The organism is Pseudomonas sp. AC016 (assembly GCF_979253365.1).
This window is the reverse complement of sequence record NZ_CEEDCC010000001.1, coordinates 1,841,962-1,866,508: the sequence shown is the minus strand read 5'-3', so window position 1 is coordinate 1,866,508 and position 24,547 is coordinate 1,841,962. Positions and strand designations below refer to the sequence as shown.

General features: G+C 61.0%; 21 protein-coding genes. 14 read left to right on the top strand and 7 right to left on the bottom strand.

Going from position 1 to position 24,547, the window contains the following annotated elements; translation table 11 throughout:
- Positions 1–81: 81 nt before the first annotated feature.
- The 4 genes from cmoB to lon all read right to left on the bottom strand — a co-directional run bounded on the left by cmoB (position 82) and on the right by lon (position 4,898).
- Positions 82–1,041 carry a tRNA 5-methoxyuridine(34)/uridine 5-oxyacetic acid(34) synthase CmoB gene (cmoB, locus tag AC0IXS_RS08275; protein WP_122677379.1) on the bottom strand — a complete coding sequence of 320 codons (960 nt, stop codon included), beginning with the start codon at positions 1,039–1,041 and terminating at the stop codon, positions 82–84.
- The gene (cmoA, locus tag AC0IXS_RS08270; protein ID WP_004881795.1) at positions 1,038–1,781 is read right to left on the bottom strand and encodes a carboxy-S-adenosyl-L-methionine synthase CmoA; all 744 of its coding nucleotides are present in this window, start codon (positions 1,779–1,781) and stop codon (positions 1,038–1,040) included. Before cmoA ends, cmoB begins: the two co-directional genes overlap by 4 nt.
- Positions 1,782–1,893: 112 nt before the next feature.
- Positions 1,894–2,286, bottom strand: a complete 393-nt coding sequence (locus AC0IXS_RS08265; RefSeq protein ID WP_057410670.1) for a protease inhibitor I42 family protein — start codon at positions 2,284–2,286, stop codon at positions 1,894–1,896.
- Between the two features lie 194 nt (positions 2,287–2,480).
- A complete protein-coding gene (gene lon / locus AC0IXS_RS08260) occupies positions 2,481–4,898 on the bottom strand; it encodes an endopeptidase La (protein WP_004881807.1) in 2,418 nt (805 codons plus the stop codon).
- 183 nt (positions 4,899–5,081) lie between these two features.
- On the opposite strand from lon, the gene AC0IXS_RS08255 reads away from it, so the two are divergent.
- Genes AC0IXS_RS08255 through AC0IXS_RS08240 form a run of 4 tightly spaced genes read left to right on the top strand, consistent with a single transcriptional unit; the run spans position 5,082 to position 9,399 of the window.
- Positions 5,082–5,759 (top strand): methylamine utilization protein, encoded by a 678-nt coding sequence (locus AC0IXS_RS08255; protein WP_025996861.1) that lies wholly within the window; start codon positions 5,082–5,084, stop codon positions 5,757–5,759.
- Positions 5,756–8,110: a bifunctional diguanylate cyclase/phosphodiesterase gene (locus AC0IXS_RS08250; protein ID WP_122669142.1), complete on the top strand. Its 2,355-nt coding sequence runs from the start codon at positions 5,756–5,758 to the stop codon at positions 8,108–8,110. Before AC0IXS_RS08255 ends, AC0IXS_RS08250 begins: the two co-directional genes overlap by 4 nt.
- Positions 8,111–8,113: 3 nt before the next feature.
- Positions 8,114–8,977: a DUF3034 family protein gene (locus AC0IXS_RS08245; RefSeq protein WP_471824340.1), complete on the top strand. Its 864-nt coding sequence runs from the start codon at positions 8,114–8,116 to the stop codon at positions 8,975–8,977.
- On the top strand, positions 8,977–9,399 hold the full coding sequence (locus AC0IXS_RS08240; protein ID WP_004881815.1) for a group I truncated hemoglobin: 423 nt from the start codon (positions 8,977–8,979) through the stop codon (positions 9,397–9,399). Before AC0IXS_RS08245 ends, AC0IXS_RS08240 begins: the two co-directional genes overlap by 1 nt.
- Before the next feature lie 255 nt (positions 9,400–9,654).
- Here AC0IXS_RS08240 and AC0IXS_RS08235 read toward each other — a convergent pair whose 3' ends face one another.
- Complete coding sequence (locus tag AC0IXS_RS08235; RefSeq protein ID WP_057410097.1) at positions 9,655–10,647, bottom strand: GntR family transcriptional regulator; 993 nt, start codon at positions 10,645–10,647, stop codon at positions 9,655–9,657.
- Between the two features lie 344 nt (positions 10,648–10,991).
- On the opposite strand from AC0IXS_RS08235, the gene AC0IXS_RS08230 reads away from it, so the two are divergent.
- From AC0IXS_RS08230 to AC0IXS_RS08195, 8 genes are all read left to right on the top strand, one after another.
- On the top strand, positions 10,992–12,371 hold the full coding sequence (locus AC0IXS_RS08230; protein ID WP_414709179.1) for an amidase: 1,380 nt from the start codon (positions 10,992–10,994) through the stop codon (positions 12,369–12,371).
- An 88-nt stretch (positions 12,372–12,459) separates the two neighbouring features.
- On the top strand, positions 12,460–13,341 hold the full coding sequence (locus AC0IXS_RS08225) for a polysaccharide deacetylase family protein (RefSeq protein WP_004881821.1): 882 nt from the start codon (positions 12,460–12,462) through the stop codon (positions 13,339–13,341).
- Positions 13,342–13,368: 27 nt separating this feature from the next.
- Entirely contained in the window at positions 13,369–14,709 is a 1,341-nt protein-coding gene (locus AC0IXS_RS08220; RefSeq protein WP_004881824.1) for an MFS transporter, read from the top strand.
- Between the two features lie 10 nt (positions 14,710–14,719).
- Complete coding sequence (locus AC0IXS_RS08215) at positions 14,720–15,481, top strand: SDR family NAD(P)-dependent oxidoreductase (RefSeq protein ID WP_122669146.1); 762 nt, start codon at positions 14,720–14,722, stop codon at positions 15,479–15,481.
- Between the two features lie 333 nt (positions 15,482–15,814).
- On the top strand, positions 15,815–16,564 hold the full coding sequence (locus AC0IXS_RS08210; protein WP_025996868.1) for an SDR family NAD(P)-dependent oxidoreductase: 750 nt from the start codon (positions 15,815–15,817) through the stop codon (positions 16,562–16,564).
- A 22-nt stretch (positions 16,565–16,586) separates the two neighbouring features.
- The gene (locus tag AC0IXS_RS08205) at positions 16,587–16,886 is read left to right on the top strand and encodes a hypothetical protein (protein WP_025996869.1); all 300 of its coding nucleotides are present in this window, start codon (positions 16,587–16,589) and stop codon (positions 16,884–16,886) included.
- Complete coding sequence (locus tag AC0IXS_RS08200) at positions 16,883–17,902, top strand: CobW family GTP-binding protein (RefSeq protein WP_191953776.1); 1,020 nt, start codon at positions 16,883–16,885, stop codon at positions 17,900–17,902. The genes AC0IXS_RS08205 and AC0IXS_RS08200 overlap by 4 nt, the downstream gene beginning before the upstream one ends.
- A complete protein-coding gene (locus AC0IXS_RS08195) occupies positions 17,899–19,095 on the top strand; it encodes an ABC transporter substrate-binding protein (RefSeq protein WP_471824336.1) in 1,197 nt (398 codons plus the stop codon). The genes AC0IXS_RS08200 and AC0IXS_RS08195 overlap by 4 nt, the downstream gene beginning before the upstream one ends.
- Before the next feature lie 263 nt (positions 19,096–19,358).
- Here the strand turns inward: AC0IXS_RS08195 and AC0IXS_RS08190 are convergent, their stop codons facing one another.
- Both AC0IXS_RS08190 and AC0IXS_RS08185 read right to left on the bottom strand, forming a co-directional pair.
- Positions 19,359–21,785, bottom strand: a complete 2,427-nt coding sequence (locus AC0IXS_RS08190) for a glucose/quinate/shikimate family membrane-bound PQQ-dependent dehydrogenase (protein ID WP_449117072.1) — start codon at positions 21,783–21,785, stop codon at positions 19,359–19,361.
- A 126-nt stretch (positions 21,786–21,911) separates the two neighbouring features.
- On the bottom strand, positions 21,912–23,273 hold the full coding sequence (locus tag AC0IXS_RS08185) for a carbohydrate porin (protein WP_449117073.1): 1,362 nt from the start codon (positions 23,271–23,273) through the stop codon (positions 21,912–21,914).
- 313 nt (positions 23,274–23,586) lie between these two features.
- On the opposite strand from AC0IXS_RS08185, the gene AC0IXS_RS08180 reads away from it, so the two are divergent.
- A complete protein-coding gene (locus AC0IXS_RS08180; RefSeq protein ID WP_004881832.1) occupies positions 23,587–23,814 on the top strand; it encodes a VF530 family protein in 228 nt (75 codons plus the stop codon).
- A 42-nt stretch (positions 23,815–23,856) separates the two neighbouring features.
- Entirely contained in the window at positions 23,857–24,522 is a 666-nt protein-coding gene (locus tag AC0IXS_RS08175; protein WP_471824333.1) for a Pr6Pr family membrane protein, read from the top strand.
- The last annotated feature ends 25 nt before the right edge of the window (positions 24,523–24,547 follow it).

The window sequence follows — 24,547 nt, the reverse complement described above, 5'->3', positions numbered from 1 at the left end:
GTCGAAGACGTGGTGGCGCCTCCCACAAGGGTGTTTCTTCAGCAGCTGCGGGTTAGAAATGTCTGATCCGGCGCTGAAAGCCTAAGGCTTGCGCCCCACGATCACGGCCCGCATCGGCGCGGGCAGGCCTTCGACGGTTCTGGTCGGATCGCTCGGGTCGAGGAAATCACCCAGCGACTGAAAACGCATCCACTCAGTGCTGCGTTGTTCCTCGACCGTTGTATGGCTCACGTCGACGCAGCGCACGTCGGTAAAGCCTGCGCGGCGCATCCACAGTTCCAGTGCGGGCACGGAGGGCAGGAACCAGACGTTGCGCATTTGTGCGTAGCGATCCTCGGGTACCAGAACCTGATGCACGTCGCCCGGTATCACCAGCGTCTCCATGACCAGTTCGCCGCCTTTCACCAGGCAGTCTTTCAACGCCAGCAAGTGATCAATGGGCGATTTGCGGTGGTACAGCACGCCCATGGAAAACACCGTGTCGAACCCTTCCAGATTGGCCGGCAGGTCTTCCAGCGCAAAAGGCAGGTGCCAGGCAGGCAGGTCGGGCAGGTAGCGTTGCATGGCCTGGAACTGACAGAAGAATAGCCAGTTTGGATCGACGCCGATCACGCAGTCAGCCCCGGCACCGAGCATGCGCCACTGGTAATAGCCGTTGCCGCAGCCGACATCCAGCACGCGTTTGCCTTTCAGGTCCAGATGCGGCGATACCCGCGACCATTTCCAGTCGGAGCGCCATTCGGTATCGATGTGCACGCCGAACACGTTGAACGGCCCCTTGCGCCACGGCGAAAGCCCCATCAAGGCTTTGCGCAGCACAGTGCGGGTTTCGCCGTCGCATTCGGTTTCCAGCGTGAAGCTGTCGGTCAGTTCGACACGGCTCGGCTTCAGTGCAGGCAGGGCGTCCAGCGCACTCTGCCAGCGCTGCAGGTCGCCGTGCCCTTTGGTCATCTTGGTATCGAGCTGGGCCTGCAGGCCGTTGGCCCATTCGGCCAGTGGAGTACGTGCCAGACGGCGGACAAGTGGAGCGAGATCAATCATGGCAGGGCAATCAACGAGGCAAAGTTAAGGCATTGGAACCACGGCACCACCTTGGAAAAACCGGCGGCGAGCAGACGTTGGCGATGTTCTTCGAGGCTGTCGGGTTTCATGACGTTCTCGATGGCGCTGCGCTTCTGGGCAATCTCCAGATCGCTGTAGCCGTTGGCGCGCTTGAAGGCAATGTGCAGATCGGTCAGCAGCGCGTGCTCCTGATCATCATCGAAGCGCAGCTTTTCCGAGAGGATCAACGCACCGCCCGGCACCAGCGAATGGCGGATACGGCTCAACAACTCCAGACGCTGTTCGGGCGCGATGAATTGCAGCGTGAAGTTAAGGGCCACCACTGAGGCGGGCTGGAACGTCAGGGCCAGAATGTCACCCTCGATGACCTCAACCGGCAACAGCTCCTGAAACATCGAATTCTGGGCATTCAGGTATTCGCGGCAGCGTTCGACCATGGCGGCCGAGTTGTCGATGGCGATGACGCGGCACCCTTCGTTGCGCACATGGCGGCGCAGGGCCTGAGTGACGGCTCCCAGCGAACTGCCCAGGTCGTAAAGAACGGTATCAGGCTGGGCGAACTGCGCCGCAAGCACGCCAAGGTTCTCGACAATGGTCGGGTAACCGGGCACCGAGCGCTTGATCATGTCCGGGAACACCCGCACCACGTCTTCGTTGAAGGCGAAGTCAGGCACCTGGGCCAGGGGCTGGGCGAATAGGCGGTCGGGTTCTTTGCTCACGGCGATTCCGGCGAAGGCTTTGAAAGGCGGGCATTCTAGCCAAGTTGTCGCCGGGATGCATGGTCTGGCGCAGCTTCCCGGATGAGCCGCCGCGCGGACTGTTGAAAAGGCCTCAGTTCACCTTGATCGAACAATCGAAGGTCTGCTCGGCTGGTACTTCCGGTGCCCAGGGTTGCTGATAGACCATCAGCAGGCGTCCGCTGCCCGGCTGAGTGGCTTTGAACCGCCAGACCGACTCGCCGCCGCTGCCGATCATCTCCTTGTTGCCGCCATTGGCATACACCTCAGGCCCCAGGCTGCGCAGGATGTCCTGTGCGGGGTTCTGGGTCAGCCAGCGAAAGCCGGTCGTTGGATTGCTGGGCAGGGTCAGAATCAGCGTCTGTCCGGCCTTGAGGCTCAATGGACAATCACTCTGGCTATCAATGGAAACGATGTTTTTCGGGGTTTGTGCGCAGGCACTCAACAGGGCAAGGCTCAAGGGCGCAATGAGACGGGCAGGGGTCATGGCAAGGTCCGGTTTTGCAAGACGATGCTGGAGGATAACCGATCAGGGTTTTGGAGGGGAGCCGGAGGTGTCGATGCGCACAAGAGCCATGCTCCATGTCATATACAGTCCGATTGTTCCCACGCGCGTGGTAACACAGCTCAGGACGCTCCGCGTCCGCCTGTAGGCATGACGCGGAACGAAGGCTGCATGCCTTAGAACAACACTTTCGCCACGTCGGCAAAGCGTTTGGCGAAGTGCACGGTCAGGCCTTCCTTCAGGTAGTCAGGCAATTCCTCGAAGTTGCCACGGTTGGGCTCCGGCAGGATCAGTTCGTTGATCTTCTGACGGCGCGCCGCGATGACTTTCTCCCGAACTCCACCAATTGGCAGCACATGCCCGGTCAGGGTCAGTTCACCCGTCATGGCCACGCCTTTTTTCGGCGGCTGGTTGCGAGCCAGGGACAGCAGGGCGCTGGCCATGGTCACGCCCGCGCTCGGTCCATCCTTCGGCGTAGCACCTTCCGGCACGTGCAAATGCACGAAGGCTTCATCGAAGAACTTCGCGTCGCCGCCAAACTTCGACAGATTGGAGCTGACGTAGCTGTAAGCAATTTCCGCCGACTCTTTCATCACGTCACCCAACTGACCGGTCAGCTTGAAGCCGCGGTTCAGTGTGTGGATACGCGTTGCTTCGATCGGCAGCGTAGCGCCGCCCATGCTGGTCCAGGCCAGGCCGGTGATGACGCCTGTGCCTGACAAGACCTGCTCGCTGCGGAACACCGGCATGCCCAGCGACGCTTCCAGATCCTTCGGCCCGATCTTGATGATCGAATCGGGCGCGTCCAGCAGTTTGACGACCGCCTTGCGCACCAGCTTGCCGAGCTGCTTTTCCAGATGCCGCACACCGGCCTCGCGGGCATAGCCTTCGATCACGGCGCGCAGTGCGCTGTCGCTGATGGTCAGCTTGTTCTTGGCAACGCCGGCCTTGGCCAGTTGCTTGGGCCACAGATGGCGCTTGGCGATGGCGAGTTTTTCTTCGGTGATGTAGCCGGACAGGCGTATCACTTCCATCCGGTCCAGCAGCGGGCCGGGGATCGAATCCAGGGTGTTGGCGGTGCAGACAAACAGAACCTTGGACAGGTCCAGACGCAGGTCCAGATAGTGGTCGAGGAATTCGACGTTCTGTTCCGGGTCCAGGGTTTCCAGCAGGGCAGACGCTGGGTCGCCCTGATAGCTCTGACCCATCTTGTCGATTTCATCGAGCATGATGACCGGGTTCATTACCTCTACATCCTTTAGCGCCTGCACCAGCTTGCCGGGCTGGGCGCCGATGTAGGTGCGGCGATGACCCTTGATCTCCGCTTCGTCGCGCATGCCGCCGACGCTCAGGCGATAGAACGGACGCCCCAGCGACTCGGCAATCGAGCGTCCGACGCTGGTCTTGCCCACACCGGGCGGGCCGACCAGCAGAACGATCGAACCACTGATTTCGCCTTTGTAAGCACCAACAGCGAGGAATTCGAGAATCCGGGCCTTGATGTCATCCAGTCCGGCGTGGTGCTGATCGAGCACCTTGCGCGCATGCTTGAGGTCCAGCTTGTCTGCGCCGTACACGCCCCACGGCAGGGAGCTGGCCCAGTCCAGGTAGTTGCGGGTCACGGCGTATTCCGGCGAGCCGGTTTCCAGCACCTTGAGCTTGCCGATTTCCTCGTCGATCTTCTTGCGTGCCTGAGGCGTCAGGGTCTTGCCTTCCAGACGCTGCTCGAACTGCTCGATATCGGCGCTGCGGTCGTCCTTGCTCAGGCCCAGTTCCTGCTGGATGACCTTGAGCTGTTCCTTGAGAAAGAACTGACGCTGGTGTTCGCCAATCTTGCGATTGACCTCGGCGGAGATTTCTTTCTGCAATCGGGCGACTTCAACTTCCTTGCGCAGCATCGGCAGGACTTTTTCCATGCGCTTGAGCATCGGCACGCAGTCGAGTACCTGTTGCAGCTCAACGCCTGTCGCCGAGGTCAGCGCCGCAGCGAAGTCGGTGAGCGGCGATGGATCGTTCGGACTGAAGCGGTTCAGATAATTTTTCAGCTCTTCGCTGTACAGCGGGTTGAGCGGCAGCAGTTCCTTGATCGCGTTGATCAGGGCCATGCCGTAGGCCTTGACCTCATCGGTCGGCTCGTTCGGCTGCTGCGGGTACTCGACTTCCACCAGATACGGCGGGCGATGATGTTTGAGCCAGGTGCGGATCCGCACACGGCTCAGGCCCTGCGCCACAAACTGTAAACGTCCATTTTCACGGCTGGCGTGGTGAACTTTTACCAAAGTGCCATACTCGGGCAGCGCATTGGTATCGAAGTGGCGTGGATCTTCCTGCGGCGTGTCCATGAAAAACAGCGCCAGGGAGTGATGCTCGGACTTGCTGACCAGCTCGAGAGTCTCGGCCCAGGGCTCTTCATTGACGATGACCGGCAGGACCTGAGCCGGGAAGAACGGGCGGTTATGGATCGGGATGATGTAAACCTTGTCCGGCAGGTTCTGGCCGGGAAGGGCAAGCGAGGTGCTGTCGGAACTCAGCGACACGTCGTGCTCGGCTGCATCATTCGGCAAATCTGGCGAGTCTGTCTGCTGGTCGCTCATGGGGCACCTGAGAAGTTGAACATGGCTCTTAGATGGGGCGGGCATCCTCAGGTTTCAATGGCTTTGGTCGATAGTCTGAATAGTGGCGATAAAACCTTTGGTTTCGGGCATCGCCGGGACCTTTCAGTTGTCGCCAGGGCTGGTTTATTTTTTACGGCGCTGCCGTTGCGGGTTGACTCGGTTATGACCAACGTATTTATCTCAGCATTGCTGGCGGGCCTGTGGATGATGTCCGCTGCCAATGCTTCGGCCGCGACCTTCACGGCCCAAATGCTCGACAAGCAGGGCAAGCCTCTGGCCGATGCCGTCGTGACGCTCAAGGGGCCGCCGAGTGCAACGCCAGCAGTGCTCAAGGCGTCCATGGACCAGCGCGATCAGGAATTCGCGCCCCACGTTCTGGCAGTTCATACCAGCACGCAGGTGAAGTTTCCCAACAGCGACAACATCCGCCATCAGGTGTACTCCTTTTCTCCGGCCAAGCGCTTCGAACTGCGTCTTTACGAAGGCACGCCATCAGAGCCGCTGCTGTTCGACAAGCCGGGTGTGGTGGTGCTGGGCTGCAACATCCATGACTGGATGGTCGGCTACATCTATGTCACCGACGACCCCTGGTTCGGGGTAACCGACAGCAATGGTCAGCTCAAACTCGATCAGATGCCGACAGGCCACTATCAGGCCACGCTCTGGCATCCGCAGATCGAAGACATGCAGCCAGTGTCAGGTGGCGAATTCGACATTCCCGCCGCAGGCCTCACCCAGCGCTTTACGCTGCCCGTCGTGCCAACCGTCGCCGACGACAAGCCCAGCAAACCGGCGACAGGCGGCTTTGGTGACGCTTTCCACAAGGCAGCCCATGAATGAATCTTAAAGTCAGCTTCCAGGCGCGCATCGCCGGGGTCTTGATCGCCCTGTTGCTGATCGTGGTCTGCGCGGTGTACCTGGCGGTCAAGGTGGCGACCGGTGACGCGGTGCGCACCCAGGCTCAGGCCCAACTGGAAGTGGGTAGCCGGGTTTTCGAACGCTTGATCGATTTGCGCGGCAAGCGCCTGCGCGATGCGGTGCAACTGCTGTCTGCCGACTTCGGGTTCCGCGATGCGGTCGCCAGTTCCGACTCATCGACCATCCGTTCGGTGCTGCTCAACCACGGCAAGCGTATCAACGCGAGCGACATGTTTCTGCTGGGCATGGACGGTGTGGTGATCGCCAGTACCGTGTCCGAGGTGCCCGAGGGTTCAAAATTCGTCTATGACCAGGCCTTGCGTACCGCCAAACGCAGCGGCCAGTCGGTGCTGATCGTGCCGGGAGGTGGTACGCCGCATCTGCTGGTGGAGAGCACCGTGCTGGCGCCGCTGCCTATCGGCCGGGTGGTGATGGGATTTTCCATCGACAGCGACATCGCTGAAGAACTGCGCTCGCTCAGCGGTCTGGAAGTGTCGTTTCTGACCATTGAGAACGGCAAGGCTGGCAGCCTGATCAGCACTCAGCCCGAAGCCTTGCATGCCGGTCTGATTGAACTGATGCGCAGCTCCTCCGGCGGACAGATGCGCGTTACCGAGCAGTCCAACCTGAACTTCCTCAGTCAGACCCTGATGCTTGCGAATACGGGCAATGGCGGCGATGGACAGGTTCTGGCTCTGCTGCAAAGCCCGCTGGACAAAGCCCTGCAGGCTTTCGCGCCGCTGGACGAGAAGATTTTCTGGATTTCCATGGCGGCGCTACTGGCCTCACTGATCGGCACCCTGGCACTGGCGCGTAGCGTTTCGCTGCCGGTGCGTGAGCTGGCCATCGCCGCCAAGCGGATCGGTGACGGCGATTACGAGACTCCGGTCAACATGGCCCGCACCGATGAGCTAGGCATGCTGGCCAATGCCATCAACACGATGCAGCACGGTATTGCGGTGCGTGAAGGGCAGCTGGCACACAACGCGCTGCACGATAACCTGACGGGTCTGCCCAACCGGGCGCTGGTCATGGAGCGACTGGGCAGCGCCATTGCCGCCGAACGGCCGGTGGCCCTCTTGTACCTGAGCATTGAAAACCTCAGCGCGATCAACGAAAGCTCGGGCACCGAAGGTGTCGAGCAACTATTGCTTCAAGTGGGCCAGCGCTTGCAAAGCACATTGCGCGCTGGTGACACCGTCGCGCGGCTGTCCGCCAACGAATTCCTGTTGTTGCTTGACCAGATCACCAGCGATGGCGCGGTGGCCACAGGCGACGCCCTGCAACGACTGCTCAGCGAGCCGCAGCGGATCGACAACCACGACATCGCGCTTGAGTGCTGCATCGGCATCACGGTCTACCCGGAAAACGGCAATTCGGCTCAGGAGCTGGTCAACCGCGCGGCCATTGCCCGCAAGGACGCCGCGTTCCTGCCGGGCCGACTGCAAATCTATCAGGACGGTCGCGATCTGGCGCACCAGCGGCAGATAAGCCTGATTCGTGATCTGCGCAAGGCGCCGCAGAACGGCGAATTGATGCTGCATTACCAGCCCAAACTGGATATTCGTCAGGGGACGGTGCGCCAGGCCGAAGCCTTGCTGCGCTGGTCTCATCCGCAATTCGGTAATGTCTCGCCCGCTGAATTCATCGTGCTCGCCGAGCGGACCGGCAGCATTCATCTGCTGACCAACTGGGTCATCGAAGAAGCCATGCGCCAACTGGCCGAGTGGCGCAAGCGGGGCCTGGTGCTGCAAGTGTCGGTGAACATTTCTGCCGATGACCTATTGGGCGATGACCTGGCCGGATTTGTTCTGGGGCTGCTCAAACAGTACGGCGTGCCTGCCGAGCAACTGGTGTTCGAAATCACCGAAAGCGCAATCATGAGCCAGCCGGAAAAAGCACTGGTGGTGCTGCATAAGCTGCGTGATTGCGGCATCAGCCTGTCGATCGATGATTTCGGTACCGGTTATTCGTCGCTGGCGCACCTCAAGCGTCTGCCGGTGCAGGAATTGAAAATCGACCAGTCATTCGTGCGCGATCTGGACGAGACCAGTGAAGACGCAGTGATCGTGCGTTCCACCATCGAGATGAGCCACAACCTGGGTCTCAAAGTGGTGGCCGAGGGCGTGGAATACCAGCACAGCCTCGACCTGCTGCGTCGCTGGCACTGCGATACTGCGCAGGGTTACCTGATCAGCAGACCGCTGACCGCCGCCGCGTTCGAGACCTGGATCGTGAAAACCCGTGAATTACCAGGCCTGATGGTGAACTGAACCATGTCCTACAAAGCATCGCTGTTGTTGGGTTTCCTGCTGGGCGCGGCCACGCCGCTCGCCCTGGCCGACAACGGTCGTCTGATTGCCACCGGCGGTGCCAGCAACATTGAAGGCAGTGCGGGCGGCGGCATTACGCCGTGGGCAGTGATCACCGGCTACAGCGAGCAGGGTGAGTGGGGCGCGACGGCGTTTGCCACGCACCTCAATCTCCCGGATTACAACCTGGATGTGGCGGGCCTTGCCGTCGCCTATGGCAACCGTGTAGAGCTGTCCTACGCGCACCAGCGCTTCGATATCAGCCCGCTGCAGCACAAGCTGAGCCTGCCGGATGACAACCTCAGCCAGGACGTGTTTGGCGTCAAGGTACGACTGTTCGGTGACCTGATCTACGACAGCCTGCCGCAGGTGTCGCTGGGCGTGCAGTACAAGCACCAGAACGATTTTCTGATTCCGAGCCTGGTCGGCGCGCAACGCGATTCCGATGTCGAGGGGTATCTGACCGCCAGCCGTCTGTTCATGGGGGCTGCGTTCGGCTACAACGTGGTGGTCAACGGCGGTGTGCGCTATAGCCGCGCCAACGAAACCGGTCTGCTGGGTTTCGGCGGTGATCGCCGTGACAGCCGCAGCCTGCTCAAGGAAGGCTCGGTGGCGGTGTTGTTTAACCCGCGCTGGGCCATGGGCGTGGAGTACCGCGAGAAACCCGACAACCTGTCGTTCTCGGGCGAAAGCGACTGGGCGGACGTGTTCCTCGGTTACTTCCCCAACAAGCATCTGTCCTTCGTGCTGGCCTACGCCCGCCTGGGTGAAATCGCCACGCTGGACAACCAGAACGGCACCTATCTGTCCGTTCAGGGGAGTTTCTGATGAGGCGTTTGGTGATGTGTCTGATGCTGGCCTTGATGGTCGGTTGTGCTCAACAGCAGGTCAAGGATGACAGCCTTTATCAGGATCTTGGCCAACGTGCCGGCATTCAGCGCATCGTCGAAGGCATGCTGCTCAATGCCGCCAAGGACGACCGGATCGTCGAGCGCTTCAAACGGGTCAACATCGTCCTGCTGCGTGATCGGCTGGTCGACAAGTTCTGCGTGATAGTCGATGGCCCATGCACCTACAACGGCGACAGCCTCGCTGAATCCCACAAGGGTCAGAACCTCAGCCCGAGCGATTTCAACGCACTGGTTGAAAACCTGATCGCCGCCATGGACACCGAAAAAGTCCCGGTGCCCGTGCAAAACCGCTTCATCGCACGTCTTGCTGCATTGCGCGGGGAAGTGATCCGCAAGTAGCGTCACATTCGAGAGCGGACGCGGAGCGTCCTGGGCGGCGTTACCACGCAGAGCGTGGGAACGATCAGGGTCTCAAACACACCGTCGTGCCTATGCTCCGCGCTCAGCGTAATACCCAAGTCTGCCTCAACACTGATCGTGCCCATCGCTCCGCGTGGGCATGCATCCCGTGACGCTCCGCGTCACACATGGCACAGACTGCTGATTCAGTGAGCCAGGCGCATGGCTCAAGTCACCTTTCGGAATGGCCGCTGATCAGCTCAACCGTGTCAGATACCCCGGCACTTCCTGTTCCGGCAGCACCGACAACACCTTCAAGCGCTGTAGCATGCGTTGTCTGGCGCGGTGCAGGTGTTCCTTGAGGTTCAGCGCGGCGGCGTCGAAGGCGCCGTGCAGCAGCAGTTCGAGAATCATTCGGTGTTCGGCGAGCATGGCTTCATCCGCGCCGATATCCAGCAGCCGATAGAAGATCCGGTTGATGATCATCGGGCTCTGCGCCTGGCTGATCAGGGTGGCAATCTTGCGATTCTGCAGTCCCGCCAGACACTGCTGATGCAGGTCTTCTTCCAGTTGCTCGATCTGTTCCAGGCTGCAGCTTTCAGTGTTTTGCGCCGCGATGACTCTGGCCAGCATACTTTCCAGGCGTTCGCGACTCAGGTGCGGCCCGGTCTGGCGCAAGGCTTCGGGTTCCAGGCAGGCACGCAGCTCATAATCGTCGGTCACTTCACGCGCCGTCAGGGGGCCGGCCAGCCATTGGGAGTAGGGTTCCTTTTCCACCAGCCCGCGATCACGCAGCCTCATCAGCGCTTCACGCACCACAGCCCGGCTGACCCCGAAATGCTCGGCCGCGCTCTGTTCGTCCAAGCGGTAATGACCGAAAGCGATACACGCCGAGAGCGCCGCACCGATCTCGTCATGGATGCGCTCACCCAGCGGGCGTGTGTCGACCAGCTCTTCGCTGCTGTCCAGCCCGAACTGCTTGTGGCTCAGGCTCAGACGCAAGGGTTCGACCACGCCGCCCTCGGGATTGACCAGATAACCGCGTCCATCGAACCGGCTGATCAGCCCTTCGTCGTGCAGCAGGTTAAGCGCCTTGCGCACTGGCACGCGGCTGGTGCCGAACAGTTCAGCCAATGGTGCTTCAAGCAGTACCAGTCCATTGGCGACCGCACCCGTGAGGATGGCGTTGCGTAACACTTCACGGATCGTGGCGTAGCGCGAGGCGGTGCGCGGGTCCTCATCTGACATCGTTTTCTTACACTTCTGACGGCTGACGAACAATTCTCGCACAGATGCGCCACTGTCACCTTGAGGTACATCCGGACGCTCACTCATGGGGCCACCGTTACCTATCTGCACTAAAATGTATCTTTTATAAAAGATACATTATTTCATTGTGACAGCCGACCAAACGTCCTGCGTCCCGCCCATTCAACGTTCGTCCCGCCCATGAAAGGTTTCTAATCCAGCTGTCTTGGGGCATTCAGGCATCAGACGCCGTTGCTCCAGAGAGCCACGAGCATGAGATTGGCATGGATTCTGCCTTTGTTAAATGTACATTTTATTAATAAGTACATTTTTAAAGGTCTGTTATGTCGATGATGGACACCGCGGCTTCCGCAATCACCTTCGATGCCTGCGCACTGGCCGATGATTTCGCTCAGGGCCGTACCGATCCCGTTCAGGCTCTGGAGCAGGCGCTGCATCGAGCTGCTCAGGTGAATCATGTCTTCATTTCCATGAGCGAAGAGCGCGCCCGTCGCGAGGCCGAAGCATCGGCCGCCCGCTGGAGGCAGGGCCAGCCGCTTGGTCCGTTCGATGGTGTTCCGCTGGCGTGGAAGGATCTGTTCGATGTGGCGGGTTCCGTGACCACCGCCGGTTCCGCGACCCGCCGGCAGGTCAGCGCCGCTTGCCTGGATGCGCCGAGCGTCGGGCTGCTGGCCCGCTGCGGCATGGTCAGTGTGGGCAAGACCAACCTCAGCGAGTTCGCCTATTCCGGGCTCGGCCTCAATCCGCACTTCGGTACGCCGGTCAATCCGCTCAGCGATGATTCGCCGCGGATTCCCGGTGGCTCGTCTTCAGGCTCTGGGGTTGCTGTCGCAGCGGGCATCGTGCCGATCGCGATGGGTACTGACACCGCAGGCTCGATTCGCATCCCCGCAGCATTCAATGGTCTGGTGGGCTTTCGCAGCACCAGTCGCCGCTACAGCCGCGATGGCGTGTTTCCCCTGGCAATCACGCTGGACAGTGTCGGGCCGCTGACCCGAAGCGTTCGTGATGCGCTGGTGATTGATGACCTGCTGTGCGCACGCAGCAAACCGACCTCGCACGTGCCGCGCAGTCTGTCTGGTCAGCGATTCATCGTCGATCAGGCGGTACTGGATGACACGCGCGTCGAGGCTGCAGTACGCGACAATCTGTTGCGCGCTGTCGAGGCTTTGCGCGTTGCCGGTGCGCTGGTCGAGATGCGTCCCTGCGAAGCCTTTCAAGCCACTCTGCAACTGATTCAGCACAGCGGCTGGCTGGGCGCGGCCGAAGCGTTCGCCCTGCATCAGCCGTTGCTCGACAGTGACGCGGCCAGCGAACTCGACCCCCGCGTGCGCAAGCGCCTTGAAGCTGCCCGGCACATGCCTGCCAGTCTGCTGATCAACCTGTACGCCGCCCGCGAGCGCTTGCAGGAACGGTTGACCCTTGAACTGGACGGCGCGCTGCTCATCACCCCGAGTGTCGCCCACGTCGCGCCGCCGCTTGCACCTTTGCTGGCCGACGACGAGCTGTTCATCCAGACCAACCTTGCGACGCTGCGCCTGACCATGCCGGGCAGTCTGCTCAACATGCCCGGCGTTTCACTGCCCAGCGGCTTCGATGCCAGCGGCCTGCCCACCGGGCTGTTGCTCAGCGCGCCAGCCGGTGAGGACGCCCGGCTGTTGCGCGCGGCACTGGCGGTGGAAGCGCTCGTGCAACTCTCATGAACACCCCTTGAACACTCTATCAACGACTGACCGGCACCCTTGCTCGATGCGGTGAAACCGGTCTGATCAACCAGCAGGAGAAACAACAATGGCTAAAGAAATTCTGTGTGCGTTTGGTGTCGATGTAGATGCAGTCGCGGGCTGGCTGGGCTCTTATGGCGGTGAAGATTCGCCGGACGATATCTCGCGCGGTCTGTTCGCGGGCGAAGTCGGCGCGCCACGCCTGCTCAAGCTATTCGAGCGTTACGGGCTGCGCACGACCTGGTTCATTCCCGGCCACTCCATGGAAACCTTCCCCGAGCAGATGAAGGCCGTGGCCGATGCGGGGCATGAAATCGGCGTGCACGGCTACAGCCATGAAAACCCGATTGCAATGACGCCGGAGCAGGAAGAAATCGTCCTCGACAAGTCCATCGACCTGATCATGCAAGTCACCGGCAAGCGCCCGACCGGCTATGTCGCGCCGTGGTGGGAATTCAGCAACGTCACCAACGAGCTGCTGCTCAAGAAAGGCATCAAGTACGACCACAGCCTGATGCACAACGACTTCCACCCGTACTACGTTCGCGTCGGCGACAAATGGACCAAGATCGATTACAGCCAGCACCCCGATACCTGGATGAAACCCCTGGTGCGCGGTGAAGAAACCGATCTGGTGGAGATCCCGGCCAACTGGTACCTGGATGACCTGCCGCCGATGATGTTCATCAAGAAAGCGCCGAACAGCCATGGCTTCGTCAACCCGCGCCACCTGGAAGAAATGTGGCGCGACCAGTTCGACTGGGTGTACCGCGAGCACGAACACGCGGTGTTCACCATGACCATCCACCCCGATGTTTCCGGACGTCCACAGGTGCTGCTGATGCTTGAGCGCCTGATCGAGCACATCCAGAGCCACGCGGGCGTCAAATTCGTCACCTTCGACGAGATCGCCGACGACTTCGTGCGTCGCAACCCACGTAACCGTTGATTCATAGCCCTGTCCGAGGCATCACTCATGTCCATATACAACAAGCTTGACCTGACCGGCTGGAAGCCAGAGCAGTTGACGCCGGAGCAAGTTCGCTTCGCCACATGGATAGCCTTTTTTGCGTGGGTGTTTGCGGTATACGACTTCATTCTGTTCGGAACCCTGCTGCCCGAGATCGGGCGGCACTTTTCCTGGAGTGAAGTGGAGCAGGCCGAAATCGCGACTTGGGTTGCGGTCGGTACGGCGGTGGTGGCACTGGCCATCGGGCCGTTGGTGGATCGCCTGGGGCGGCGGGTTGGCATCATGTTTACCGTAAGTGGATCGGCCATCTGTTCGGCGCTTACAGCCATTGGTGGGTCGTGGGGCAAGTCGCCGCTGATCCTGATCCGTTCGCTGGGCGGTCTGGGTTATGCGGAAGAGACGGTCAACGCGACCTACCTGAGTGAAATCTATGCGGCGTCGGATGACCCGCGTCTGGCCAAGCGCCGCGGCTTCATCTACAGCCTGGTGCAGGGCGGCTGGCCGGTCGGCGCGTTGATCGCAGCGGGCCTGACGGCGGTGCTGCTGCCAATCATCGGCTGGCAGGGCTGCTTCGTGTTTGCGGCGATTCCAGCCATCATCATTGCGATCATGGCGCGCAAGCTCAAGGAGAGCCCGCAGTTCCAGATTCACCAGCGCATCACGCAACTGCGCAAAAAGGGTGATGTCAGTCAGGCGCAGGCCGTGGCTCATACCTATGGCGTCGACTACGACGAACACAGCAAGGCGGGCCTCGGTGCTGCGTTTCGTGGCACGTCGCTGCGCGCAACGTTGGTGATCGGCGCAGCCATCCTGCTCAACTGGGCGGCGATTCAGGTGTTCAGCGTGCTGGGCACCACGGTGATCGTCAGCGTGCACCACATCTCGTTCGAGAATTCACTGATCATTCTGGTGCTGTCCAATCTGGTCGGTTACTGCGGTTACCTGAGCCACGGCTGGATGGGTGACAAGATCGGCCGTCGCAACGTGATCGGCCTGGGCTGGATGCTGGGTGGTCTGGCGTTTGCGGGCATGCTCTATGGGCCGAGCAATATGCCAATGGTCGTCGGGCTGTACAGCCTCGGTCTGTTCTTCCTGATCGGCCCGTACTCGGCGGCGCTGTTTTTCATCAGTGAAAGTTTTCCCACCAGCATCCGCGCCACCGGCGGCGCGATCATTCATGCCATGGGACCTCTCGGCGCCGTCGTGGCGGGTTTCGGCGCGACGTCCGTGCTGAGCGCAGGCGGCGACTGGCAGACCTCGGCGCTGTACTTCGGCGCGCTGCCTTGCTTCCTGTCCGGTGCGTTGATGTTCGCGGCCCGTCACGTGCGTCCTGAAACCGTTAAGTGAGGAATTGCCCATGACTCGTAAAGTTGCACTGGTCACCGGTGCCGCCAGCGGCATCGGTCAGGCCTTGGCCGTAGCATTTGCCCGGCAGGGTGTGGCGGTGGCGGGCGGGTTTTACCCGGCCGACCCGCACGACCCGAATGAAACCCGTCGTCTGGTGGAAGAGGCGGGCGGCGAATGCCTGATGCTGCCACTGGATGTCACCCGTACCGAATCGGTGGATGATCTGGCCAGTCAGGCTTTGGAAGCCTTTGGCCGGATCGATTACGCAGTCGCCAACGCAGGCTTGTTGCGCCGCGCGCCGCTGCTGGAAATGACCGACGCGCGCTGGAATGAAATGCTCGACGTGGACCTGACCGGCGTGATGCGCACTTTCCGCGCCGCTGTCCGGCATATGGGCGAGGGCGGTGCGCTGGTGGCGATCTCGTCGATTGCCGGTGGCGTGTATGGCTGGCAGGACCACTCGCATTATGCTGCGGCCAAGGCGGGTGTGCCGGGTCTGTGTCGTTCGCTGGCCGTGGAGCTGGCGCCCAAAGGCATCCGCTGCAACGCGGTGATTCCGGGCCTGATCGAAACGCCGCAGTCGCTGGACAGCAAGAATTCGCTGGGCCCGGAAGGGCTGAAACAGGCCGCCAAAGCGATTCCGCTGGGGCGTGTCGGGCGAGCGGATGAAGTGGCGTCGCTGGTGCGTTTTCTGTGCAGTGACGAAGCCAGCTACCTGACCGGGCAGAGCATCGTGATCGACGGCGGCCTGACCGTGCGCTGGCCGGAGTGAGATGACGCAGGTCATGACCGTGCCTGAACGGAGCGACGGGCACGATCAAAGTGTGGGAGGCGGCTTGCCGGCGATGCGTTTTGCGAAGCGACATCTCAGTGACTGAAATGACGCCATCGCCGGCAAGCCGCCTCCCACGGGGTATGTATTCATTCAGATACTTTGATGATTGTGCCCAGGCTCTGCATGGTAACGCCGCTCTGGAGGCTCCGCGTCCACTCGGGCGGTGACGCGGAGCGTCACGGGCTGCATGCCCACGCGGAGCATGGGCACGATCAGTTAACGTAAGCCGGGCACGATCACTTCCCGGCTACCCGCAACAAGGAACTCACCATGCAGCAACTCAAAGACAAACGCGCCGTGATCACCGGCGCAGGCAGCGGCATCGGTGCTGCTATCGCGCGGGCCTACGCCGTTGAAGGCGCACGGCTGGTGCTGGGCGACCGAGATCCGACCAACCTGACCAAGGTCGCCGAGCAATGCCGCCAGCTCGGCGCGCAGGTGTACGCCTGTGTGGCTGACGTCGGCACAGTCGAAGGCGCGCAGGCCGGTGTTGATGCATGCGTCGAGCAGTTCGGCGGCATCGACATTCTGGTCAATAACGCAGGCATGCTGACCCAGGCGCGCTGCGTCGATCTGAGCATCGAGATGTGGAACGACATGCTGCGCGTTGACCTCACCAGCGTGTTCGTTGCCAGCCAGCGCGCCTTGCCGCATATGCTGGCGCAACGCTGGGGACGGATCATCAACGTCGCCTCGCAGTTGGGCATCAAGGGCGGCGCCGAGCTGACCCACTACTCCGCTGCCAAGGCCGGCGTGATCGGCTTCACCAAATCCCTGGCGCTGGAAGTGGCCAAGGACAACGTGCTGGTCAACGCCATCGCGCCTGGCCCCATCGAAACGCCATTGGTTGCAGGCATCAGCAGCGCCTGGAAAACCGCCAAGGCGGCCGAGCTGCCCTTGGGCCGTTTCGGGTTGGCAGAGGAAGTCGCGCCGGTCGCTGTGCTGCTCGGCAGTGAGCCGGGCGGCAATCTGTTCGTCGGCCAGACACTGGGGCCGAACTCCGGCGACGTGATGCCGTGATGCACTTGAGCGAGGACTGATCATGTGTGGACTGTGCGGGCTGTTGGGCGAAGACGTTCACTGGAGCGATCCGCTGAGTGGCGAGCTGCCGAGGCGGCGTGAGCGCTTGCGGCGCATTGCAGCCATCAACAAGGTAGTGGCGCCGTTTCGCTTGAAGGTCGAGGACTTTCAGGGCGTTTCCTATCTGCTGCTGGGCGCTACCGGCAAACAGGAACTGGCGAGCGGCCTTGATCAGTTGTGGCAGAAGGCCGAACTGCTGATCGGCCGACCGCTGGATCCCCTCGATTCCCGCTTGCTTGAACATTTGCAGAGGTCGTCATGAGCATTGCGCTGAACGTGATCACCGGCTTTCTGGGCAGCGGCAAAACCACATTGCTCAAGCGCCTGCTGGCGGATGAGGACATGGGCGACACCGCGCTGCTGATCAACGAGTTCGGTGACGTGGGCATCGACCACCTGCTGGTCGAAGAAGTCGCGCCAGACACCGTTCTGCTGCCCAGCGGCTGTGTCTGCTGCTCGATTCGTGGCGAGCTGAAAGACGCGTTGCTCGGTCTGCTGGAGCGCCGCAGTCGCGGTGAAATCCCGGCGTTTCGTCGTGTGATTCTGGAAACCACCGGTCTTGCCGACCCGGCGCCTATCCTCGCCACGCTGAGTCATGACCCGCAACTGCGCGGGCGTTTTCATGTAGGGCTGATCGTCACGCTGGTCGATGCCTGCCATGCCGCGCTGCAGGAGCGTCTGCACCCGGAATGGCTGGCCCAGGTCGCCGCCGCTGACAGGCTGCTGCTCAGCAAGACCGATCTGGTCGATGAGCCTGCTCTCGATGCACTGCGGCTGCATCTGCAGGCGCTCAATTTCTCCGCACCCTTGCTGGACACCGCAGAGGTTCACAGCGGCGATCAGTTGCTGCTGGGGCAGGGCGTACGCAGTGCAGAACCCGCTCAGGAGGTGACCCGCTGGCAACTGCATCGCCCGCAATCCACATTGCCCCGGCATGGCGATGCACAGGTCTGCTGTTTAACCTTCGAGCGGCCGCTGGACTGGATCGGGTTCGGGGTGTGGTTATCGATGCTGTTAAGATGCCACGGCGAACGAATCCTGCGTGTCAAAGGACTGCTCAACGTGAATGCCAATCAGGCCCCTGTCGTGATCCATGGTGTGCAGCATTGCCTGCATGCGCCCGTCCACCTTGCAGCCTGGCCGGGTGATGATCGCACCTCGCGTCTGGTGTTCATTCTTCGCGGCCTCGACCCTGAATTGCTGCGACGCTCGTTCGACGTGTTCGCCGCCAGCTTCGCGCCGCCCGTGGCCTCGGCTCAAAGCGAGACCGCTGCATGACCATCACGTTGCGTGTGCTGGGCACCTCGGTCACGTTACTCGAGTCTCTGCGGGAGCGCGCCGAACAGGACCTGGGCATCAAACTGGTCTATCAGATTCACGACGTGCAGACCGCGCAACGCATCGCGGTCATGCAGCCGGACAGTTACGACCTTTATGACCAGTGGTTTCACAACGTCGATTTCGTCTGGCCGGCGCGTGCGATTCAGCCTATCGATACGCGGCGCATTGCGCTGTGGCACGAGATCAATGACCTGCCCAAGCGCGGGCGTTTGAGACCCACCGATCAACCCGGCAGCGGCAGTGTGCCCAGCGAGCGTCTGTTCGTGCAGCACGACGGCAGCCTGGGCAGTGCGGTCACCGAGCGTATCAGCATGCTGCCGCTGACCCACAACGCCGACAGTTTTGCCTATCGCCCGGAACGCCTACCGGACAGTCTGAGCCCGTCCGATGAAAGCTGGGGCTGGCTGCTCGACCCGGTCTGGAGTGGACGCATTGCCTTGCAGAGCGATGCCGCCATCGGCGCCCTCGACGCCGCGCTGGCGGTGCAGGGCGCGGGGCTGGCGCAGTTCAAGGACATCGGCAACATGTGCATCGAGGAAATCGACCTGCTCGCCAACGTGCTGGTGCGTAAACAGCAACAAGGGCATTTCGGGGCGTTCTGGTCGGACGACGAGGAAGCGGCGGAATTGATGCTCAGCCCGACCATCGATATTCAGAGTTTATGGTCGCCGACGCTGGTCCGGCTGCATCGCGCAGGTGTGAAATATCGCGTCGCCGTACCCAAGGAAGGCTATCGCGGCTGGTTCGGCGGGCTGTCTCTATCGCGCCATGCCAAGGGCCCGGTGCTAGATGCGGCTTATGCATATCTGAACTGGTGGCTGTCCGGCTGGCCGGGCGCGGTGATGGCGCGTCAGGGTTACTACATCGGAAACCCGGCCCGCAGCCGCGATCATTTGAGCGCTGCGGAATGGGACTATTGGTACGCTGGTCTGCCTGCGCGCGAGCAACTGCTGGGCAGTGACGGTCTGCCGCTGATCGATGCCGGGGAAGTGCGCGACGGCGGCTCGTACGAAGAACGCATGGGCCACATCGCCGTGTGGAATTCGGTCATGAACGAGCACAACTACCTCGTTCGGCGCTGGAGCGACATCCTGCGCGCGGGTGGCAAAGTGGGTGGGAAAGTACGTTAGACAAGGGCAGTGCCCATTGCTCTGCGTCACATTCAAGAGCGCACGCGGAGCGTCCTGGGCGGCGTTACCACGCAGGAGCGTGGGGACGATCATCACGAGTCTGCCCTGACACTGATCGTGCCCAGAGCGTAGGAACGATCATCATCGTATTCCTCCAAGAGGACTTGTGTATAACGATGAGCGCAGAGCGTGGGAACGATCATCGAGGCCACAAAAAAGGCGGCCATCTCTCGATAGCCGCCTTCCTTTACCTCAGCAGAACATCACTTCGGCAGTTTGAACGCCATCACGTAGTCACCCTGCTTGGTGCCCAGCGAGCCGTGACCGCCGGCCACGACCAGCACGTATTGCTGACCGTCCTTGCCGGTGTAGGTCATGGGTGTGGTCTGAGCGCCTGCAGGCAGGCGGCCTTCCCACAGTTGCTTGCCGTTACGAACGTCGTAGGCACGCAGGTACTGGTCGAGCGTACCGCTCAGGAACGCCAGGCCGCTGGCGGTGGTGAACGTACCACCCAGGCTTGGAACGCCCATGGTCAGCGGGATCGGAACCGGCGAGCTGTCACGCACGGTGCCGTTCTTGTGCATCCAGATGGTCTTGTGGGTGGTCAGATCGACCGCAGCCACGTAGCCCCATGCCGGTGCCTGGCAAGGCAGGCCCATTGGCGACAGCAGTGCTTCCAGGATCACGCCATAAGGGGCGCCCTTGTTCGGCTGTACGCCTTCGGTTTCGCTCTTGCGACCCGGACCGCCTTCCACTTCAGCCGATGGCACCAGCTTGGAGCGGAACGCCATGTAGCTCGGGTTCACAAACGCAATCTGGCGAACCGGGTCGATGGAGATACCGCCCCAGTCGAACACGCCGAAGTTGCCTGGATAAACAATCGAGCCTTGCAGCGATGGCGGAGTGAACGGACCGTCATAACGCAGCGACTTGAAGTCGATCCGGCACAGCATCTGGTCGAACGGGGTCACGCCCCACATGTCGCGCTCTTTCAGCGGAGGCGGCATGAAATTCAGGTCGGACTTGGGCTGGGTCGGCGAGGTGTGGTCGCCTTCGACAGCGCCTTGTGGGACTGGCACTTCGTTGATCGGCACGATCGGCTGACCAGTGCTGCGGTCAAGCACGTAGATGCTGCCCTGCTTGGTCGAAGCCAGTACAGCCGGTTTCACGCCGTCAGCGGTTTTCATGTCCATGAGGGTCGGCTGACCGCCCACGTCCATGTCCCACAGGTCATGGTGAGTGAACTGGTAATCCCAACGCACTTTGCCTGTGGCGATGTCCAGTGCAACCAGGCCCGCGCTGTACTTCTCGGACTCAGGCGTACGGTCGCCGCCCCACTGATCAGGCGTCTGGTTGCCCATCGGCAGGTAGATCATGCCCAGCTTTTCATCGACGCTGAACATGGACCACATGTTCGGCGAGTTGCGAGTGTAGACCTGACCTTCAGCGATAGGCGCTGTGGCTTCAGGATTGCCGCTGTCCCAGTTCCAGACCAGACGACCGGTGTGTACGTCGTACGCACGGATCACGCCGGACGGCTCATCCATCGAGACGTTATCGGTGACGTGGCCACCAATGATCACCAGATCCCTGGTCACGGCCGGAGGCGAGGTGGAGTAGTAACCACCTGGCGCGAAGGTGCCCATGTTGGCGGTCAGATCGACCGAGCCCTTGTTGCCGAAGTCTTCGCACATCTTGCCGGTGTCGGCATTCAGGGCGATCAGACGGGTGTCGGCAGTCGGCAGGAAGATCCGGCGCGGGCAGGAAGCGCTGGCAGTCGAAGCGTCAGTCGCAGCAGGAGCTGCCGGGCTTTGAGCCGGAGCGCCAGCAGCGGCGTAGGCTGCGTCATCGTGATACGTGACGCCACGGCAGGTCATGTGCGCCCAGCCTTTGAAGTTTTCGGCTTTCTGGGTGCTGATCTTCGGATCGAAGCGCCAGATTTCCTTGCCCGAATCCGGGTCAAGCGCGATCACCTGGCTGTGCGGCGTGCACACGTACAGCATGCCGTTGACCTTGAGCGGGGTGTTCTCGGCGGTCGTTTCGCCCGGATCGTTAGGACCTGGGATGTCGCCGGTGCGATAGGTCCACGCCGGCTCCAGCTTGCTCACGTTCTCTGGCGTGATCTGCGCCAGCGGAGAGTAGCGGTCACCGAAGGCGGTACGGCCATAGGACTGCCAGTCACCGTCAGGCATCGCCGGTGCGGTATTGGTCGTGCCTGCAGTCTCGCGATCCAGCTGACCTTCGATGCGGCCAGGATTAGTGAACTGGCTGGCCAGCGCGGTCAGACCGGCAAGCACCACGGCGATGCTCAACGCACCGGTGCCCATGCGGGCCGGGCCGTTACGCAGCAGCGGACGGCGGAACCATGGCAGCAGCAGTACCAGACCCAGCGCGAACCACAACGCCAGACGCGGCACCAGTTGCCACCAGTCCAGACCGACTTCCCACAGAGACCAGACCGTGCTGGCGAACAGCAGCAACGCGTACAGACCCAGCGCAGCGCTGCGCCCGGTCATCAACAGCACGCCGGTTACGGCAAAGCCGATACCGGCCAGCAGGTAATACAGCGAGCCGTCCAGTTGCAGCAACCTGATGCCACCGACCACCAAGGCCAGCCCCATCAACAGAATCACCAGCCCGAGCAGTGTCGGTAACAGACGATTTCTACCCGAAGCACCATCAGTGCTCATAATGCGAATCTCCGCGAGAATTGAATGATTGACCCCTGGCGCTGCAACCTCTGCAAAACCCTGGACCACTCTTGAAACCGAACTAACTGTTGAGACGATTTACCAGCGGTTGAATTCAACCGTTGGTCAGAACGAGAGTTGCACTTTCAATCCGGCCACCAGCGCGTTGTCGACTTCGTCCAGCCCACCCGGATGACGCACGTATTGCAGGTTCGGGCGCACGGTCAACCAGTCGGCCACATGCACGCCGTAATACAGCTCGGCGTTGTATTCCGTGTCCTGCAAAGGTGTGAAGGATGGGTCGTTGTAGTCGTAGACCGCTGCTGCCTGATTTCGTGCATCAGCGTTTTTCCGGTACGCCGGATTGACGTGAATGCGTGACAGACCCAGGCCGATATCGTCCTGGGTACGGGCATCGAACGGGCCTTTGTAGACCATGCCGACCGAAACATAGTTATCCACCATGTTGGTTTTCTTGTCGTGCAGCGTGCCGTTGGCGAACAGCGTCAAACCGCGACTGGCATCACTGTCCTGAGCCGTGACCTGCTGGCGCAGATTGAGCCACACGCCGTGTTTGCTCGAGGCACCACGATACGCCGTCCCGGTGAGGGCAGCGGGCTGACCGTCGGTGTTCTTGTAGACATCTTCGCTATCAGCGGTGCTGTAGTAATAACCGGCGCGGTATTCACCCGGAAGGCCATCGACGCTGGGCGACCAGACCAACTCGACCGGCAACACCGCACCTTCGGTGCCACTGCCGCTGAGTTTGAAGGCGTTGTCGTTTTCCAGATTGGACGGGTTCTGTTCGAACGCACCGACCTGCACGAAGACTTCAGGCGTGAGCTGGTACTTGATGCGCATCGCCCACTGGCTGATCGGCCAGTTGTACCAAGTGTTGACGTAATTGCCGACCTGCGAGCCGCACAGCGACAGGTTCTGAAAGTCGCAGGGAATGCTGTTGAAATCCTCACCTTCGTTGAACCGGCCGAGTTTGATGCTCAAGGCCTGGTCGAAGAATTTCTGCTGATACCACATCTGCGTCAGTCGGGTGACACTGCCGCGTCCCCAGACTTCCTGCGAGGAAGAGATCGTTCCGGTGCGTGGATCGCCGACGCGGTCGTTGCTGATGTTGTCGCCATTGCGGTTGTTCAGGGTCAGCTGAAACTCGGCGTCATGCCAGCCGAGGATTTTCTGCAGGTCCAGATGAGCGCCCACGGCGATCTGGTCGCTGTAACGGGTCGCCTTGTCGTGGTTGTAACCGCCGTGCAGATTGGCGCCAGTCTCGCTGGTGTAATCGAGTTTGAAATCGATCCCACGTGTCGAGAGATCGGTGCGCTTGCCGCCCCAGTCACCCAACATCCAGGGCGAGTCGGGAGACAGAGCGGGCGCGGCATGGACTGTGCCTGCCAGGCCGAGCAGTGTCAGGCCGCACAGACTGATAGCGCGTTGAACCGTGGCGAAGCGGTAATGCTTTGATGAATTGGGCATGAAAAGGGGCATTCTTTTTTGGTTTTTTTCAGGAACGACAAGGCTCTCCGTGACCGTCTGGGCGGTCATCGGTGAAACTCCGGATGCAGAGAATCGGTTCAGCTATGAAGGCGACAATGATAGGACGCTAACGAGTTTACGAAAAGGGCTTTCGTTGACATGGATCATTGCAGGTTTGGTAACAGTGCTTTAAAGGACTATCTTTAACGGGGATTCAGCCCTGACGCACACTTGAGCCTTTCCGATGTCCGATGGCTCGGCTAAGGTGCGCACCTTCCTGTATTGCACCCACTCACGGGCTTCAAGGTTTGACATGACGACACCCAATACCGACCCGCTGCACGGCGTCACGCTGGAGCAGATTCTTACCGCCCTGGTCGAGCACTACGAGTGGTCGGGCCTGGCCGAACGCATCGACATTCGCTGCTTCAAGAGCGACCCGAGCATCAAGTCCAGTCTGACGTTTCTGCGCAAGACGCCGTGGGCGCGGGAAAAGGTGGAAGGGCTGTACAAGAAGCTGCACCGCAGCAAAGGCTGGTAATCAACGCATGGCAGGGAGGCTGATATCCAAGGAAGCACACCGATGCACAGTCACCACCTGCCTCGTTCCCAACGGCAGCGTTACATCCTCTTGCTGGCCGCCTGTCTGGGCTGGTCGGGGCTTGCGATTCAGCTGTATCTGATTCTGATCGGCCGCTGGATCGATCACGCCAGTCTGCTGGGAGGGCTGGTCCGGTTTTTCAGTTTCTTTACCGTGCTTACCAATACGCTGGTGGCGGTCGCGCTGAGCTGTGCACTCAGCCAGCGGCAGTCGGCAGGTCACAGGTTCTTTCGCGATCCGGTGGTGTGCAGCGGCATCGCGGTGAGCATTGCCGTGGTGGGCATTGCCTACAACATCCTGTTGCGGCATTTATGGCACCCGCAAGGCTGGCAATTCATCGCCGACGAGTTGCTGCATGACGTGATGCCGCTGACTTTTCTGGCGTACTGGTGGCTGTGCGTGCCCAAGGGGCTGTTGCGCCTGAAACATGTGTTGTTCTGGGCGCTGTACCCGATTGTGTACTTCGCCTACATCCTGCTGCGCGGCGATGTGATCGGCGATTACATGTACCCGTTCATCGATATCGGCACGATCGGTTTCACCAAAGCCTTCATCAACGCACTGGGTGTGTTGCTGGGGTTCGTGGTGATCGCGCTGATACTGGTGGGTATGGATCGCTGGGCGTCGCGTTGTCAGAAATTAAGATGACCGCTGCGTGGTCTGGCGCAGCCGA

Excerpts from the sequence above, each read along its gene's own strand:
- cmoB (WP_122677379.1), bottom strand. The coding sequence starts at position 1,041 with ATGATTGATCTCGCTCCACTTGTCCGCCGTCTGGCACGTACTCCACTG.
- AC0IXS_RS08265 (WP_057410670.1), bottom strand. The coding sequence starts at position 2,286 with ATGACCCCTGCCCGTCTCATTGCGCCCTTGAGCCTTGCCCTGTTGAGT.
- lon (WP_004881807.1), bottom strand. The coding sequence starts at position 4,898 with ATGAGCGACCAGCAGACAGACTCGCCAGATTTGCCGAATGATGCAGCC.
- AC0IXS_RS08255 (WP_025996861.1), top strand. The coding sequence starts at position 5,082 with ATGACCAACGTATTTATCTCAGCATTGCTGGCGGGCCTGTGGATGATG.
- AC0IXS_RS08250 (WP_122669142.1), top strand. The coding sequence starts at position 5,756 with ATGAATCTTAAAGTCAGCTTCCAGGCGCGCATCGCCGGGGTCTTGATC.
- AC0IXS_RS08245 (WP_471824340.1), top strand. The coding sequence starts at position 8,114 with ATGTCCTACAAAGCATCGCTGTTGTTGGGTTTCCTGCTGGGCGCGGCC.
- AC0IXS_RS08240 (WP_004881815.1), top strand. The coding sequence starts at position 8,977 with ATGAGGCGTTTGGTGATGTGTCTGATGCTGGCCTTGATGGTCGGTTGT.
- AC0IXS_RS08235 (WP_057410097.1), bottom strand. The coding sequence starts at position 10,647 with ATGTCAGATGAGGACCCGCGCACCGCCTCGCGCTACGCCACGATCCGT.
- AC0IXS_RS08230 (WP_414709179.1), top strand. The coding sequence starts at position 10,992 with ATGTCGATGATGGACACCGCGGCTTCCGCAATCACCTTCGATGCCTGC.
- AC0IXS_RS08225 (WP_004881821.1), top strand. The coding sequence starts at position 12,460 with ATGGCTAAAGAAATTCTGTGTGCGTTTGGTGTCGATGTAGATGCAGTC.
- AC0IXS_RS08220 (WP_004881824.1), top strand. The coding sequence starts at position 13,369 with ATGTCCATATACAACAAGCTTGACCTGACCGGCTGGAAGCCAGAGCAG.
- AC0IXS_RS08215 (WP_122669146.1), top strand. The coding sequence starts at position 14,720 with ATGACTCGTAAAGTTGCACTGGTCACCGGTGCCGCCAGCGGCATCGGT.
- AC0IXS_RS08210 (WP_025996868.1), top strand. The coding sequence starts at position 15,815 with ATGCAGCAACTCAAAGACAAACGCGCCGTGATCACCGGCGCAGGCAGC.
- AC0IXS_RS08205 (WP_025996869.1), top strand. The coding sequence starts at position 16,587 with ATGTGTGGACTGTGCGGGCTGTTGGGCGAAGACGTTCACTGGAGCGAT.
- AC0IXS_RS08200 (WP_191953776.1), top strand. The coding sequence starts at position 16,883 with ATGAGCATTGCGCTGAACGTGATCACCGGCTTTCTGGGCAGCGGCAAA.
- AC0IXS_RS08195 (WP_471824336.1), top strand. The coding sequence starts at position 17,899 with ATGACCATCACGTTGCGTGTGCTGGGCACCTCGGTCACGTTACTCGAG.
- AC0IXS_RS08190 (WP_449117072.1), bottom strand. The coding sequence starts at position 21,785 with ATGAGCACTGATGGTGCTTCGGGTAGAAATCGTCTGTTACCGACACTG.
- AC0IXS_RS08185 (WP_449117073.1), bottom strand. The coding sequence starts at position 23,273 with ATGCCCAATTCATCAAAGCATTACCGCTTCGCCACGGTTCAACGCGCT.
- AC0IXS_RS08180 (WP_004881832.1), top strand. The coding sequence starts at position 23,587 with ATGACGACACCCAATACCGACCCGCTGCACGGCGTCACGCTGGAGCAG.
- AC0IXS_RS08175 (WP_471824333.1), top strand. The coding sequence starts at position 23,857 with ATGCACAGTCACCACCTGCCTCGTTCCCAACGGCAGCGTTACATCCTC.